The organism is Sphingomonas adhaesiva (assembly GCF_002374855.1).
Lineage (GTDB): Bacteria > Pseudomonadota > Alphaproteobacteria > Sphingomonadales > Sphingomonadaceae > Sphingomonas > Sphingomonas adhaesiva.
This window is the reverse complement of the sequence record NZ_NWVC01000002.1, coordinates 505,048-519,234: the sequence shown is the minus strand read 5'-3', so window position 1 is coordinate 519,234 and position 14,187 is coordinate 505,048. Positions and strand designations below refer to the sequence as shown.

Below are 14,187 nucleotides of genomic sequence, written 5' to 3'. Positions count from 1 at the left end.
ACGGTTGACGTCGGCGTGCGGGCGGGTAGCGGGGGAGCGATGAGTTCGCGTCCCTTCGCCCTGCTGGCCGGCGTGTCGGCCGCCATCGCCCTCTTTGCCCCCGTTGCCCGCGCGCAGGACGTGCCCGTTCCGGCGGCGACCGCCTTGCCGGCCGATGCCAGCGCGGTGCCGCCGCCGATCCGCGTGCCGCTCCCGCTCGCCAGCCCGTCGGCTACCGGTGCCGTGCCGCTGACCACCGTGCCACCGGTCCGCACGACGCCCCGCCCGGTCGCGACGCCGACCCCGCGGGCGCGGCCGACGACCAACCCGACACTGGCTCCGACGCCCACGCCAACACCCACTCCGCGCGTCAGCCCGTCGCCCAGTCCGACACCGACGCCTGTCCCCGTGGAGCGGGCGACGCCGGCCCCGCCCGTTCCGGTGGAGACGGCCATACCGGCGCCCGTCGTGACCGCCACGCCGTCCGCTCCGCCGATCACCGCCTCAACGCCTGCCGATGATCGCGCAGGCATCCCATGGTGGGCGATCGTGCTGGCCGTGCTGGCGGCCGGCATCGCGGCGGTGTGGTGGTGGCGACGCCGGTCGGGCACCCTCGTCGCCGATGAGGTGCGTGCGGGGCCGTCGCCGCGGCCCGTCGCCCCCGCGGCGCCGCGCCCGCCGGTCGTCCCGGTTGCCCCGACGCCGCCGGTCGCGCCGGCGCTGCGGGGCTGGGTGGCGTTCGATCTGGTCGCGCGCCGCGCCGGGGTGAACCTGCTGACCGCGACGCTGGATGCGCAGGTCACCGTCCGCAACGACGGCGATCGCCCGGCCGAGGGCATCCGCCTCGACGTCCGGCTGCTCAGCGCCAGTGCGTCGCAGGACGACGAACTGGGCGCGCTGTTCGCCCAGCCGGTGAACGCCCCCGCGACCGCGCCGTTCGCGCTGGCACCGGGTGAGGAGCGGGTCGTCAACGTGCTGGCGACGCTGCCGCGCGCGGCCATCACCGTTCTGACGGCTGGCGGGCGGCCGATGTTCGTGCCCGTCGCGGCGGTCAATCTGCGGTACGTCACCGACGGGGTGGCGGGGCAGACGGCCGGCGCGTTCGCGGTCGGACTGGAGCGCGACGGCGCGGCGAAGCTGGCGCCCTTCTGGCTCGACGGACCGGGACGGATGCACGATTCGGTGGCGGTGCGCCCGCACGCCCTCTCGCTGCGCAGCTGACCGGCGCCGGGCGGCGCGTCAGCGTCGGTGCGCGGCGAAGAACTGCCAGATCGTCGCGCTCGCATCAAACGCGCCGTCCGCCCCGCGGGCATCGGGCCATTCATGCTCGCCCGCTCGCCGGTCCACGAAGCGGACCTCGGCGCCGCTGGAGCATCCGGTGCTGGTTTCCACCACCGCGTCGGCGGTGCGCGTCATGGTCGGCGCGGCGGTGCAGCCGTTGGTCGTCCGCCACGCGTCGACCGACCGGCGGGTCGCCAGGAACGGCCGGGTCTGCATCCGTCCGACGAAGCCCTTCGGACTGGTGCCGCCCGCGAACGGCACCACGTCGTCGCGCTCGCCATGGATTACCAGCATCGGCACCGGCGCGACCGCGCGCGGCTCGTTGCCGAACATCGCGCCCGAGACGACCGCGGCGGCGGCGATCCGGTCGCCCAGCGCGATCGCGACGCGGTGCGTCAGCATCCCGCCGTTCGAAAATCCGGTGACGTAGATGCGGCGCGGATCGACCGCCGTGCGCCGCGCGACATCGTCGATCACCGCCGCGACGAAGGCGACGTCATCGACCCCGCGCGATGCCGCCTCGCCGCAGCAGCCGCCGGCATTCCACGTGCCCATGCGATCGTTGCGACCGATGCCGTCGGGGGCCGCCACGATCGCCCTCGCGCGGCGTGCCTGGTCCGCCCAGCGCGCGATCATCGACGCGCCGTTGCCGCCGCCGCCGTGCAGCGCGACGATCAGCGGGGCCGGGCCACTGCCGCGGTGCGCGTCGAGCAGACGGTAGCGCCGCTGCTGCGCGGCGATCGACAGGTCATGGACGGTCGCATCGGCGCTGGTCCGCTGTTGCGCGCCGCGTGCGTCGCGCCATCGCGCCAGCAGGCCGGGGCGCTCCGCCAGCCCCGCATCGGCTGCGAACGCCGCCAATGCCATCGCCCCCATCAATATTGCCTTGTTGCGCACGTCCCTCGCTCTCGCAGATGGATGTTGCGTATACGTAACGGTGTCATGCCTTCCCGGCGATGAACGACCATGCCGCCAAACGAAAAAGGGGCGGCCCCCATCAGGAGCCGCCCCTATTCTGTCGCTGGCCGTCACGGAAGGACATTCCATGACGTCGCGCGGGTAGCCGGGCCACCCGCCGGCCGTGCGCAGGCGGGACGCGACGCGCCCCGCCCGCGCGTTCGGCTTACTTGAGCTCGACGGTCGCGCCGGCTTCTTCCAGCTGCTTCTTGACCTTCTCGGCCTCGTCCTTCGACACGCCTTCCTTGACCGGCTTCGGCGCGCCTTCGACCAGCGCCTTCGCTTCGGTCAGGCCCAGGCCGGTGATCGCGCGGACTTCCTTGATGACGTTGATCTTCTTGCCACCGTCGCCGGTCAGCACGACGTCGAATTCGGTCTTCTCTTCAGCGGCCGGCGCACCGCCGGCGGCGCCACCAGCGGCCGGAGCCGCCGCAACCGCCGCAGCGGCCGAAACGCCCCACTTCTCTTCGAGCAGCTTCGACAGCTCGGCGGCTTCGAGGACGGTCAGTTCGCTCAGCTGGTCAACCAGCGCGTTCAGGTCTGCCATGATCTTACTTCCTATCAAGCGGGGACAGGTGCCCCAAATTCCAAAACATCAACAGGATGCTGCCTGAAATCAGGCGGCTTCCTTCTCCGAATAAGCTGCCAGCACGCGCGCGATCTGCGCGGCCGGGGCCTGGGTGATGGTCGCCAGCTTCGTGGCGGGTGCCACGATCAGGCCGACGATCTTCGCACGCAGCTCGTCCAGCGACGGCAGCGTGGCCAGTGCCTGCACGCCCGCCACGTCCAGCGGGGTCGTGCCCATCGCACCGCCGACGATCTCGAACTTGTCGGTCGTCTTGGCGAATTCGACGACGATCTTGGCCGCCGCGACCGGATCGGTCGAGGAAGCCAGCCCGACCGGACCAGTCAGCATGTCGCTGAGCGAACCGTAGTCGGTGCCGTCGAGTGCGATCCTGGCAAGCTTGTTCTTCGAGACCTTGTAGGTCGCGCCGGCTGCCCGCATCCGGTTGCGCAAGTCGGTTGACTGCGCCACCGTCATGCCGAGGTTGCGGGTGACGACCACCACGGCAACCTCGGAAAAGGTGCGGTTCAGTTCGGCGACGGCCGCGGTCTTCTGACTACGATCCATGCCATTCTCCACGTTGGGAAGGGGCCGCGCGAACGGACCCTTCCGGGTACGAACCGCCATCCGCAACTGCGGCCGGCGGCATTGTCCAGCGATGGGGAATGGGATGCCCGCTAACGGGCGACGGGCCGCACGTGCGGCTTCCATGGGAAGGCGGCACGACCGGCGCGATCAATCCTGTCCCCGCCTCGGCGGGAGATTAAGGCATCCGGGGATGCCACCCGCTGTCTCGGACGGTGCGCCCTGGCCATCCGGCCGGAGCACGCGGGCGGCGTCATAGACGATCGGCAGCGGGCGTCAAGTCTCCACCCGCACCGGCCCGCCTGTCACCGAACCGACGCCGATCTGTCGTGGGGATGTCGCGGTACCTTCATCGCCATGCCTTTTACCGCGGCCAAGGACGGGCGGGAACATCGCATCGCATCGGGGGATCACCGTGACTGACCTTATCATCGGTAACGATTACGACGGCAACGTCGACGCCAATCCGTCGACCACCACCACGCTGGGCGAACTGGTCGAACAGCGTTATTCGCGCCGCCAGATGATGGGCGGGATGAGCGCGATGACCACCGCCGCGTTCGGCGCCTCGCTGCTGGCCGGGTGCAGCGACGACGAAGACGGCCGCAACGACGTCATCACCGTGTCGGACGGCACCACCGTGCAGGCGCAGGGCGGCCGCGTCGTGACGCTCAGCTCGACGGCCAGCAGCAACGCCACCTCCAGCACCTGGACGCAGGTGAGCGGGCCGACCGTCGCGCTGACGGTCAGCGGCACCTCGGTCAGCTTCGTGACCCCCAACGTCACCGCCACGACCAACATCGTCCTCCAGTTTACCGCCTCCGGTCCGAGCGGATCGAGCAGCGAGCGGTCGACCGTCGTCGTCAGCCCGGCGACGCTGGCATTCACCGCCGTGGCGAAGAACAAGAACGACATCGTGACCGTGCCGACCGGCTATACCGCGACGGTGCTGTACCGCGCCGGCGACCCGATCGCCTCGGGCGTGGCGGCGTTTGCCAACAACGGGTCGGACACCAATTACGCGCAGCGCGCGGGCGACAACCATGACGGCATGAGCTATTTCGGGCTGGCCGCCAGCGGCAGCGCCCCGGACGCCGGCAACAGCACCCGCGGGCTGCTGGCGATCAACCACGAGTATATCAACCCGCAGTACATGCATGTCGGCGCGCCGACGACCGCAGCGGACGCGGCCGGCGTGCAGCGCCGCCCCGAAGCCGAGGTGGTCAAGGAGATCGAGGCGCACGGCGTGTCGGTGGTCGAGGTGCTCCGCGCGGGCAACACCGGCGCGTGGAGCTACGTCGCGGCGAGCGCGCTCAACCGCCGCGTGACGCCCAACACCCCGATGGCCTTCAGCGGCCCGGCGCGCGGCGATGCGCAGCTGCGCACGCGCTATTCGGCGGACGGCACCACGGGGCGCGGCACGATCAACAATTGCGCCAACGGCGCGATGCCGTGGGGCACCTATGCCACCTGCGAGGAAAACTGGGCGGGCTATTTCGCGCGTTCCTCGACCGATACGGCGGTGCGCACTGCGGCGGGCAATGCCCGGCAGGTGACGTCGATGTCGCGCTACGGCGTCGGCACCAGCAGCCGCTACGGCTGGGAAACGGTCGCCCCGGCGGATGCGAGCAGCACGATCTTCACGCGCTGGAACGCCTCGGCGGTCGCGGCCAACGCCGCGGACGGCACGGGCGATTTCCGCAACGAGCCGTTCACCTTCGGCTGGGTGGTCGAGATCGACCCCTATGACCCCAGCTCGACCCCGCGCAAGCGCACCGCGCTGGGCCGCATGGCGCACGAAGGCGTAATGGCGGGCCGCATGATCGCAGGCGTAAAGCCGGCGTTCTACATGGGCGACGACGGCCGCAACGAATATATCTACAAGTTCGTGTCGGCCACCGCCTGGTCGGCGGCGGATGCCACCGCGTCGAACCGGCTGGCGACCGGCGACAAGTATCTGGACACCGGCACGCTGTATGTCGCGAAGTTCAACGCCGACGGCACCGGCATCTGGCTGCCGCTGGTGTTCGGCCAGAACGGGCTGGACGCGAACAACGCGCGCTATCCGTTCGCCAGCCAGGCCGACGTGCTCATCAACGCCCGCCTCGCCGGTGACGTGCTGGGCGCGACCCCGATGGATCGCCCGGAATGGACCGCGGTGAACCCGGTCAACGGCGAGATGTACTGCACGCTGACCAACAACTCGAACCGTCGCGGCGTGGCGTCCAGCAGCAGCACGCGCGCGGTCGATGCGGCCAATCCGCGCGCCTATGTCGACACCCGCACCGACGGCGGTACCAACAGCGGCAATGCCAACGGCCATATCGTGCGCCTGCGCGAAGCCAACGACTCGACCGAGTCGCTGACCTTCACCTGGGACGTCTACGCCTTCGGTGCGCGTGCCAACGCCAATGCCGACAACGTCAACCTGTCGGGGCTGGACGACACCAACGACTTCTCGTCGCCCGACGGCCTGTGGTTCGGCCTGCCGACGAACGCGGCGGGTCAGGCGTCGCCGCTGCTGTTCGTGCAGACCGACGACGGGGCGTATACCGACGTCACCAACTGCATGATGCTGATCGGAATGCCCGGCCGCGTCGGCGACGGCACGACCAAGAGCGTCACCACGACGTCGGGCGGCACCGCCACCACGACGACGCGCGTCGGCGCGGCGCCGGGCGCCAAGCTGAAGCGGTTCCTGGTCGGGCCGAAGGAATGCGAGATCACCGGCATCACCTCGACCGCCGACGGCCGCACGATCTTCGTCAACGTCCAGCACCCCGGTGAGGACGGCAACTTCGCCAACATCACCTCGAACTGGCCGCAGAGCCAGGCGACCGGCACCGGCACCGGCCGTCCCCGCGCGGCGACGGTGGTCATCACCAAGGACGACGGCGGCGTCGTGGGCCTGTAAGGCGCACGCTCTTCGGGCGATCCTGCGCGGCGCCCCGTCGTCCGGCCGTCACGGTCCGGGCGGCGGGGCGTCGTCGTTGTCGGGGGCGGTGGCGGGCGCGTCGATCCACCAGCGTTGCTGCCAGCCGCGTTCCTCGGCGCGGGGGACGCCGCCCGCATCGCGCGCCGGTGCATAGCGGAACCGCTGCTCGATCAGGCGACACGTCGTCGCGTCGAGCGACCCGTTGCCGCTGGATCGCATCGTGCGACAGGCGGTCGCGCGGCCATCGGGTGTGACGGTGAAGCGGACCGTCACGACCCCTTCGATCCGCGCGCGGCGTTCGGCGACGGGATAGTCGCGCGCGCGGATCGCGCCGCGCAGCAGCCGGGCGGGTGTGCCGGCCGCGCCGTTGCCGTCGCCTTCCGCGCCGGTGCCCTTGCCGGTCGCCGTGCCACCCGCCTGCGCGCTGGTGCCGCTGCCGGCGACCGGGGCGGCGACCAGCGGAACGGGTGGCGGGACGGTGACAAGCGGCGGCGGCGCGACCAGCGGTGCCGGGTTCGCGGCCCGGGCGGGTGCCCGGACGGATGATCGCCCCGAAACGTCCGTCGCCAGCGGCGGCGGGGCCGGCGCAGGCGGCGGCACGTCGAACGTCGCGAGCGAGACGCTCGGCGTGGGACGGGGCATCGCCTCACCCGGCGCGAGCAGCCACCATCCCGCCGCGGCATGAAGCGCGATGACCAGCGACCCCACGACGACCCGCTCAGCTCGCCGCGTCCCGGTCATGATCGCGGGTCAGCGCCGCGGGCGGGGCGTGCGTTGGGCCTGATAGCGCCGCTGCGGCGGGCCGCCGGCGCCGCCCTGACCGCCGCGCATCGGCGCGGGCGCGCCCTGCATCGGCTCGATCCGCACGCCGCTCTCGTCCTCGCCATCGGCGTTGGCGCTGGCGCGCACCGCGGCGGCGAAGCGACCGGCGAGCGCGCTGGGCACCTGGAACTGCGTTTCCATCGCGCCGATGCGGATCGCGCCGATCTCCGCCTTGGTCACATGCCCGCGGCGGCACAGCAGCGGCAGCACCCAGCGCGGGTCGGCATTCTGGCGCCGGCCGACGTTCATGCGGAACCACACGACATCGTCGAAGCCCGGGCGGTGCGCCTTCTGCCGGTCCTCCGGCGCGCGGTCGGACAATTCCTCGGGCGCGGGCAGGCTGGCGCGCTGCGCCGCGACGAAGGCGGCGGCGATCTCCTCCGCCGATCGCTGCGCCAGCAGTTCGGCGGCGAGCGCCTGATCGTCCTCGTCCACCTCGACCGGGGCGAGCAGGCGTTCGAGCAACCGCTCGCGATCCTTCGCACGGATCGCCTCGGCGGTCGGCACCTCGCCCCATTCGGCGGCGATGCGCGCGCCGCGCAGCATCATCTCCACACGGCGACGGCGCGGATAGGGGACCAGCAGCACTGCCGTACCCTTCTTGCCCGCGCGGCCGGTGCGGCCCGAACGGTGCTGCAGTACCTCGGCATCGCGCGGCAGCTCGACATGCACGACCAGGCTCAGCGTCGGCAGGTCGATGCCGCGCGCCGCCACGTCGGTCGCCACGCACACCCGAGCCCGTCGGTCGCGCAGCGCCTGTAGCGCGTGGTTGCGCTCGTTCTGCGAATGCTCGCCCGACAGCGCCACCGCGGCGAACCCGCGCTCGACCAGCCCGGCGTGCAGGTGGCGGACATTGTCGCGCGTGGCGCAGAACAGGATCGCGGTCTCCGCCTCGTAGAAGCGCAGCAGGTTGATCACCGCATGCTCGATTTCCGACGGGGAGACGGTGACCGCGCGATAGGTGATGTCGCCATGCCCGCGCTGCTCGCTGACAGTCGAGATGCGCAGCGCGTCGCGCTGATATTTGCGCGCCAGTGCGACGATCGTCTTGGGCAGGGTGGCGGAGAACAGCAGCGTACGCCGCTCTGCGGGCGTCTGGTCCAGCAACGCCTCCAGATCGTCGCGGAAGCCCATGTCGAGCATCTCGTCCGCCTCGTCCAGCACCGCGGCGCGGATCTGCGACAGGTTCAGCGCGCCGCGCTCGACATGGTCGCGCAGGCGCCCCGGCGTGCCGACGACGATATGCGCGCCATGGTTCAGCGCACGGCGCTCGCGGCTCGGGTCCATCCCGCCGACGCAGGTGGCGATCCGCGCATCGGCGTAGAGCCAAGTCAGCTCCTTGGCGACTTGCAACGCCAGTTCGCGGGTCGGGGCGATCACCAGCGCGAGCGGCGCACCGGGCTGTGGCAGCTGGTCGTTGGTCAGCAGCTGTCCGGCGATCGCCAGCCCGAAGGCGACGGTCTTGCCGGAGCCGGTCTGGGCGGACACCAGAAGGTCGCGGCCGATCGCCTCGTCGGCGGTCACCTCGCTCTGGACGGGGGTGAGCGCGGCATAGCCACGCGCTTCTAGCGCGCTCGACAGTGCGGCGGGGATGTTCGTTGCGTTCATGAGATCGTCCAGATGGTATCGCGAGGGCGGAAATGCCAGTGGTGCCGGGTTACCAGCGGTAGTTGAAACTGATGCTGATGCGGTCCGCCTTCGCGGCGTTGGGCATCACTTCGTGCCGCAGCCAGCTTTCCCACAGGAAGATCGTGCCCACCTGTGGTTCGGCGTAGACGAAGGTGTCGGCACGCGGCGGCGCGGCCATCAGCATCGGCAGCCGCGGATCCTCCAGCTTGAGCGCGCCCGATCCCGGCGGCACCGCGACGTAGAAGGTGCCCGACACGACGCTGTGCGGGTGGATATGTCCCGAATGGGTGCCGCCCGGCTTCATCACGTTGACCCACAGGCTGTCCAGCTTCAGCCGGCGCCCGCCCAGGTCCATCCCCGCATCGCGGGCGAAGGCGGCAACGTGCCGGTCGAGATGCCGTTTCAGATCGCCGAACGCCGGGTCGCGCAGCGGCAGATCGTCGAGCGAGGCGTAGCTGGTGTAGCCGCGATAGCCATGCTCCTTCGACCAGCGCCGGCCCGCCATATCGTCCTGCGCCAGCGCGCGGCACGATTCCTCCAGCTCGGCGAGCAGGTCCGCGGCGTCGATCGACGCGTCGTAGAAGTGGGTCGGGAACAGCTGGCGTGTCGGCATCGGGGCGATCCTGTCGGCGGAGGGGGAGGGCGGGTGCGGCATCACCCCAGGCGCAGCGCGACGTCGTTCATGAAGCGCGTGTCGTCGCCCTTCGCCAGCCAGTCCGCCTCCGCCGCGACCGCGCCGAGCAGGTCGGACAGCGGCTCGATCTCCGTCTTGGCGTAATTGCCCAGCACGTGACCGGTCACACGGTCCTTGTGCCCCGGATGGCCGATGCCGATCCGCACCCGGCGGAAATCGGGGCCGAGATGCTGGTCGATCGAGCGCAGCCCGTTGTGCCCCGCGGTGCCGCCGCCCTGCTTCACCTTCACCTTCATCGGCGCCAGGTCGAGTTCGTCGTGGAACACCGTCAGCGCCTCGACGCCCAGCTTGTAGAAGCGGATCGCCTCGCCCACCGAGCGGCCGCTGTCGTTCATGAAGGTCGCGGGCTTGAGCAGCAGTACCTTGTCGCCGCCGATCCGCCCTTCCTGCAACCAGCCCTGGAACTTCTTCGCCGGCGGGGCGAAGCCATGGACCTCGGCGATCGCGTCCAGCGCCATGAAGCCGACATTGTGCCGGTTCATCGCATATTGCGCGCCCGGATTGCCCAGGCCGACCCACAATTGCATGTCGCGTTCCTTCAAAAGGCGAAGGGGCCTCAAAAAGCGAAGGGGGCAGGGGAGCGTCGCCGCTGCCCTGCCCCCGTAAGACTTGCCGTAGGCGGCAAGGCGGCGCGATTACTCGCCCTTGTCCTCGCCCTCTTCCTCTTCGGCGGCGGCTTCGGCAGCAGCCTCGGCCGACGCGGCTTCGGCCAGCGCGGCCTCCTCGGCGGCCTGTTCCTGCGCCTCGGCGAGCATCGCCGACGGGGCGACGATCGTGGCGACGGTGAATTCCGGATCCTCGATCGCCAGCGTCGCGCCCTTGGGCACGCGCACGTCGCCGATGTGGATCGTGTCGCCCACGTCCTTGCCCTTCACCGACACGACGATTTCCGACGGGATGTTCGCGGCGTCGACGGTCAGTTCCAGCTCGGTGGCGACCAGCGTCAGCACGGCGCCCTTCTTCACGCCCGGCGACAGTTCCTCGTCCACGATCACGACCGGGACCGGCACGGTGACGGTTTCGTGCGCGGCGATGCGCAGGAAGTCGACGTGCGTCGGGCGATCGGTGACGGGGTGGAACGCCACGTCCTTGGCCAGCGTGCGCTGACCGTCGACCATGATGACCGAGTTCATGAAGTGGCCGGTCATCAGCGCCTTGACTAGCGCCTTCTCCTCGAGATGGATCGAGACCGGCTCTTTCTTCTGGCCGTAGATCACGGCGGGGACGCGGCCGTCACGACGCAGTGCACGGGAGGCTCCCTTGCCAACCCGGTCACGCGTCTCGGCTGCGAGCGTGATGGTGTCGCTCATGCGATATGCTCCGAAACTTGTGAGTACGTTTCCCGACACGCCTCCAGGGATGACCATGGCGGGAAGCCGGCGCGCTTAGCGGCAACGCGCCGGAAACGCAAGGTCGGCCGGTTCGGCGTCAGTAATTCACCCGCACCGCGTTCAGCTTGTACGCGCCCAGTTGCGCCTGCACGCTCTGGTCGCCCGCCAGATGCCCGGCGCCGACCGCGATGAAGACGGTACCCGGCTGCTTCATCCGCTCCGCGATCCACGCCGCCCAGCGCTTGTTGCGGTCGGTCAGCAGCGCCTTGGCGACCTCCGGCGAATCCTTGAGCGAATCGTTCATCTCCGCCGCGACGCCGTCGGGATTCCCCTTGGCCCAGGCCGATACCATCGTCTCGAACGTGGTCTTCACCTTGGGCAGTTCGTCGAGCGTGCTTTCCAGCAGCTGGAGCTGCCCGTCGCGCGAGATGCTGTCGAAGATGCCCAGCTGCCCCTCGAACGTCTCCAGCCCCTCCACCTTCTTGCCGGCGTCGCGCGCGGCCTTGGCCAGCACGGCTTCGGGGCCGTTGGACGGATCGTAACCCAGTTTCTGGATCGGCAGCAGCGACAGGGTGACCGCGGCGAACCACGGGCGCATCCTGTCGTAGGCGGCGGCGGGGACGTTGCCCTGGCCCATCGCGGTGGCGAAGGCGGCGCGGTAATTGGGGGGCAGCGCCTGGGTCAGCGGGGTGCCGGCGGGGTCGAACGCCTTGGCCATGACGACGCGCTGCTGGGTGGCGGCGTCGGGTTCGACCATTTCCAGCACCAGCGTCTGCGAGGCGTCGAACGCCTTCTTCACGCCTTCGTCGAACCAGCTGAGACCCGGCTTCAGCACGTGGATGGTGCCGAACAGATAGATGGTCGTGTCGGCGTCCTTCACCACCCACAGCGCGGGATCGGCGTCGGCGGGGGACGAGTCGGGCGCCTGTTGCGCACAGGCGGGGAGCGCCAGCAGCAGGGCAATGGCGGTGGTGGCGGTCTTCATGAAGCGGTTCATGCGGCAGGTTCCTGACGAAGGAAATGGGGTGGTGGGAACGGGGTCAGCGATACTTTCGCCACAGCCAGACGATGCCGGAGACCGCGATCATCGCGGCGAGGACCGCCGTGGCGTCGACCGGCGGGAGCACTCCCGCGCGCCAGAACGCCCACCAGACCGGCGCGCCGATCGCCACGGCGTAGAAGCCCGCGACCGCGCCGTCGCGATACGCCTCGCGCTCATGTTCGTCGACGACACGGTGCCAGCGCCACGAAATGACCGGCAGCACCACGCCCCAGGCAAGCGCCAGCACGATCGCGAACCACAAGGGCAGCGGCGCGGACAGGAGATCGGGGTGGCCGCCATCCGGCGCCTCGTGCGTCGCGACCAGGGCGATGCCCAGGCCGATCGCGCCGCCGAGCAGCCCCGACAATGCCAGCAGGCGGTGATTGGCGCGCTGTCGCCCGCCCGCTCGATGGATCCGCGTCATCCCGATCACCCCCGTATCCTGGGCCACGCGAACACCGCCATCCCCGCGGCGAGCGATGCCCACCACAACGGCTCGGCCAGCGCCCCCCTGCCCAGCGGCCCTTCCAGATATTGCGCCAGCGGATGGCCGACGAAGCCGACCAAGCCGATCGTCGCCCAGACCGAAAGGGCGTGGCGGCGCTGCACCTCGTCCGCCTCGCGCCAGCTCCACATGTCCGCGCCGATCGACACCGCGGCGAAGGCCAGAACCGTGCCCAGCACCTCCGCCAGCGGCGCGGCGGCACGATGCGGTCGGCCGAGGAAGCCGTCGGCGAACCCCGACAGGAACGGCAGCGCGGTCATCGCGACGAAGGCGGCGACCAGCACGACGCCCGCGCGGCGCGCCCGGCGACGGCGGCGGTCGCGCACGCGCGCCTCGCCCCAGCCGGCGTCCGTGGCGAGAGGGGCAGGGGTCATCGCCATTCCACCGCGACGTTGACCGCCAGATGCGGCAGCCGCCACGACGCGGACGGCGCGGCATCGCCGGTCGCGCGCCTCAGCACGGTGAGCGGATCATGCCCCATCACCATCAGCCCCAGCACGATGCCCAGCACCAGCTGCGCCACGATATTGCGCCCGCGCGGACGGTCACGCATGGTCCGCATCCCTTCCTTCGCCGTCATCGAAAATCTCCTCGATCGTCAGGCCGAACAGCCGGCCGATGCGGAAGGCGAGCGGCAGCGAGGGATCGTATTTCCCCGTTTCGATCGCGTTCACCGCCTGGCGCGACACGTCCAGCCGCCCGGCCAGTTCGGCCTGGCTCCAGTCGCGTTCCGCACGCAGCACCTTGAGGCGATTCTTCATGTCGCGTCCTTGCAACATCCGCAGCCTCTTGTCAGCATCGCCTGACCCAATGTCAGGTGACCATGACAAAGTGTCAGCGAGTCGCGTCTTTGTCAAGTGTACCTGACAAAATGTCATTCAAGGCTGGCGATGGCGACGCGGCGCGCGCGGTGGCGAGTTGATTCCGGCGGGCGGTTCCGCCACAGGCTGCGCGCGTGAGCGACCCGTCTGCCCCCCGCCCGCTGTCCTTCCAGGCGATGATTCTGCGGCTCCACCAATATTGGTCGGAGCATGGATGTGCGATCCTGCAACCCTATGACATGGAAATGGGGGCGGGCACGTTCCACCCGGCCACCACGCTGCGCGCGCTGGGGCCGGACGCGTGGAACGCCGCCTATGTCCAGCCGTGCCGCCGCCCGACCGACGGCCGCTATGGCGAGAACCCCAACCGGCTGCAGCATTATTACCAGTATCAGGTGATCCTGAAGCCCAGCCCGCCGAACCTGCAGGAACTGTACCTGGGATCGCTGGCGGCGATCGGGGTGGACATGCGCGTCCACGACATCCGCTTCGTCGAGGACGACTGGGAAAGCCCGACGCTGGGCGCCTGGGGCCTCGGCTGGGAAGTGTGGTGCGACGGGATGGAGGTGACGCAGTTCACCTATTTCCAGCAGATGGGCGGTTTCGACATGAAGCCGGTCGCGGGCGAGCTGACCTACGGGCTGGAGCGGCTGGCAATGTACATCCAGAACGTCGACAATGTGTACGACCTGGCGTTCAACGACGCGGGCGTTTCGTACGGCGACGTGTTCCTGGAAAACGAGCGCCAGATGTCGACGTGGAACTTCGAGGTGGCGGACACCGACCGGCTGTTCGACGCGTTTCGAAAGGCGGCGGCGGAGTGCGAGAACTGCCTTGAGGCGAAGCTGCCGATCGCCGCCTATGAACAGGCGATCAAGGCCAGCCATACGTTCAACCTGTTGCAGGCGCGCGGCGTGATCTCCGTCGCGGAGCGGCAGGCCTATATCGGCCGCGTGCGCGATCTGGCGAAGGCGGCGTGCGCGGCGCACATGGAGAAGAACGGATGGGCGGCGTGACGATGTTCACGCGGCGCCGCGACGA

The 14,187-nt window shown here is 70.1% G+C and carries 16 protein-coding genes; 3 read left to right on the top strand and 13 right to left on the bottom strand.

Annotated features, from left to right (window positions below; genetic code table 11):
- Positions 1–39: 39 nt before the first annotated feature.
- Positions 40–1,200 carry a hypothetical protein gene (locus COA07_RS18565; protein ID WP_245842049.1) on the top strand — a complete coding sequence of 387 codons (1,161 nt, stop codon included), beginning with the start codon at positions 40–42 and terminating at the stop codon, positions 1,198–1,200.
- Between the two features lie 18 nt (positions 1,201–1,218).
- Here the strand turns inward: COA07_RS18565 and COA07_RS06990 are convergent, their stop codons facing one another.
- The 3 genes from COA07_RS06990 to rplJ all read right to left on the bottom strand — a co-directional run bounded on the left by COA07_RS06990 (position 1,219) and on the right by rplJ (position 3,349).
- Positions 1,219–2,157, bottom strand: coding sequence for a CE1 family esterase (locus COA07_RS06990; RefSeq protein ID WP_169803559.1), 939 nt, complete (start codon positions 2,155–2,157; stop codon positions 1,219–1,221).
- Between the two features lie 226 nt (positions 2,158–2,383).
- Positions 2,384–2,764 (bottom strand): 50S ribosomal protein L7/L12, encoded by a 381-nt coding sequence (gene rplL, locus COA07_RS06985; protein WP_066712002.1) that lies wholly within the window; start codon positions 2,762–2,764, stop codon positions 2,384–2,386.
- Between the two features lie 69 nt (positions 2,765–2,833).
- A complete protein-coding gene (gene rplJ / locus COA07_RS06980; RefSeq protein WP_066712004.1) occupies positions 2,834–3,349 on the bottom strand; it encodes a 50S ribosomal protein L10 in 516 nt (171 codons plus the stop codon).
- Positions 3,350–3,782: 433 nt separating this feature from the next.
- Here rplJ and COA07_RS06975 point away from each other — a divergent pair, with 433 nt between their 5' ends.
- The gene (locus tag COA07_RS06975) at positions 3,783–6,281 is read left to right on the top strand and encodes an alkaline phosphatase PhoX (RefSeq protein ID WP_066712011.1); all 2,499 of its coding nucleotides are present in this window, start codon (positions 3,783–3,785) and stop codon (positions 6,279–6,281) included.
- A 48-nt stretch (positions 6,282–6,329) separates the two neighbouring features.
- Here COA07_RS06975 and COA07_RS06970 read toward each other — a convergent pair whose 3' ends face one another.
- The 10 genes from COA07_RS06970 to COA07_RS06925 form a co-directional block, all read right to left on the bottom strand.
- Positions 6,330–7,043, bottom strand: coding sequence for an energy transducer TonB (locus COA07_RS06970; RefSeq protein WP_096640671.1), 714 nt, complete (start codon positions 7,041–7,043; stop codon positions 6,330–6,332).
- A gap of 9 nt (positions 7,044–7,052) precedes the next feature.
- Complete coding sequence (locus COA07_RS06965; RefSeq protein WP_141396489.1) at positions 7,053–8,732, bottom strand: DEAD/DEAH box helicase; 1,680 nt, start codon at positions 8,730–8,732, stop codon at positions 7,053–7,055.
- Between the two features lie 49 nt (positions 8,733–8,781).
- Positions 8,782–9,366, bottom strand: coding sequence for a TIGR02466 family protein (locus tag COA07_RS06960; protein ID WP_066712265.1), 585 nt, complete (start codon positions 9,364–9,366; stop codon positions 8,782–8,784).
- Positions 9,367–9,407: 41 nt separating this feature from the next.
- Positions 9,408–9,974, bottom strand: a complete 567-nt coding sequence (gene pth / locus COA07_RS06955) for an aminoacyl-tRNA hydrolase (RefSeq protein WP_066712275.1) — start codon at positions 9,972–9,974, stop codon at positions 9,408–9,410.
- 108 nt (positions 9,975–10,082) lie between these two features.
- A complete protein-coding gene (locus tag COA07_RS06950; RefSeq protein ID WP_066712268.1) occupies positions 10,083–10,757 on the bottom strand; it encodes a 50S ribosomal protein L25/general stress protein Ctc in 675 nt (224 codons plus the stop codon).
- A 118-nt stretch (positions 10,758–10,875) separates the two neighbouring features.
- Entirely contained in the window at positions 10,876–11,775 is a 900-nt protein-coding gene (locus COA07_RS06945) for a TraB/GumN family protein (RefSeq protein WP_066712271.1), read from the bottom strand.
- Positions 11,776–11,818: 43 nt separating this feature from the next.
- The gene (locus COA07_RS06940) at positions 11,819–12,271 is read right to left on the bottom strand and encodes a hypothetical protein (RefSeq protein WP_066712273.1); all 453 of its coding nucleotides are present in this window, start codon (positions 12,269–12,271) and stop codon (positions 11,819–11,821) included.
- Positions 12,250–12,699 (bottom strand): hypothetical protein, encoded by a 450-nt coding sequence (locus COA07_RS06935; RefSeq protein ID WP_141396488.1) that lies wholly within the window; start codon positions 12,697–12,699, stop codon positions 12,250–12,252. Before COA07_RS06935 ends, COA07_RS06940 begins: the two co-directional genes overlap by 22 nt.
- On the bottom strand, positions 12,696–12,878 hold the full coding sequence (locus tag COA07_RS06930) for a hypothetical protein (RefSeq protein ID WP_096640667.1): 183 nt from the start codon (positions 12,876–12,878) through the stop codon (positions 12,696–12,698). Before COA07_RS06930 ends, COA07_RS06935 begins: the two co-directional genes overlap by 4 nt.
- Complete coding sequence (locus COA07_RS06925) at positions 12,871–13,086, bottom strand: helix-turn-helix transcriptional regulator (protein ID WP_066713290.1); 216 nt, start codon at positions 13,084–13,086, stop codon at positions 12,871–12,873. Before COA07_RS06925 ends, COA07_RS06930 begins: the two co-directional genes overlap by 8 nt.
- A gap of 236 nt (positions 13,087–13,322) precedes the next feature.
- On the opposite strand from COA07_RS06925, the gene COA07_RS06920 reads away from it, so the two are divergent.
- Entirely contained in the window at positions 13,323–14,162 is an 840-nt protein-coding gene (locus COA07_RS06920; RefSeq protein ID WP_066485382.1) for a glycine--tRNA ligase subunit alpha, read from the top strand.
- The last annotated feature ends 25 nt before the right edge of the window (positions 14,163–14,187 follow it).

Bases quoted from the DNA above. Each gene is read 5' to 3' on its own strand.
- COA07_RS18565 (WP_245842049.1), top strand. From the start codon at position 40: ATGAGTTCGCGTCCCTTCGCCCTGCTGGCCGGCGTGTCGGCCGCCATC.
- rplL (WP_066712002.1), bottom strand. From the start codon at position 2,764: ATGGCAGACCTGAACGCGCTGGTTGACCAGCTGAGCGAACTGACCGTC.
- rplJ (WP_066712004.1), bottom strand. From the start codon at position 3,349: ATGGATCGTAGTCAGAAGACCGCGGCCGTCGCCGAACTGAACCGCACC.
- COA07_RS06970 (WP_096640671.1), bottom strand. From the start codon at position 7,043: ATGACCGGGACGCGGCGAGCTGAGCGGGTCGTCGTGGGGTCGCTGGTC.
- COA07_RS06965 (WP_141396489.1), bottom strand. From the start codon at position 8,732: ATGAACGCAACGAACATCCCCGCCGCACTGTCGAGCGCGCTAGAAGCG.
- COA07_RS06960 (WP_066712265.1), bottom strand. From the start codon at position 9,366: ATGCCGACACGCCAGCTGTTCCCGACCCACTTCTACGACGCGTCGATC.
- pth (WP_066712275.1), bottom strand. From the start codon at position 9,974: ATGCAATTGTGGGTCGGCCTGGGCAATCCGGGCGCGCAATATGCGATG.
- COA07_RS06950 (WP_066712268.1), bottom strand. From the start codon at position 10,757: ATGAGCGACACCATCACGCTCGCAGCCGAGACGCGTGACCGGGTTGGC.
- COA07_RS06945 (WP_066712271.1), bottom strand. From the start codon at position 11,775: ATGAACCGCTTCATGAAGACCGCCACCACCGCCATTGCCCTGCTGCTG.
- COA07_RS06935 (WP_141396488.1), bottom strand. From the start codon at position 12,699: ATGACCCCTGCCCCTCTCGCCACGGACGCCGGCTGGGGCGAGGCGCGC.
- COA07_RS06930 (WP_096640667.1), bottom strand. From the start codon at position 12,878: ATGCGTGACCGTCCGCGCGGGCGCAATATCGTGGCGCAGCTGGTGCTG.
- COA07_RS06925 (WP_066713290.1), bottom strand. From the start codon at position 13,086: ATGAAGAATCGCCTCAAGGTGCTGCGTGCGGAACGCGACTGGAGCCAG.
- COA07_RS06920 (WP_066485382.1), top strand. From the start codon at position 13,323: ATGATTCTGCGGCTCCACCAATATTGGTCGGAGCATGGATGTGCGATC.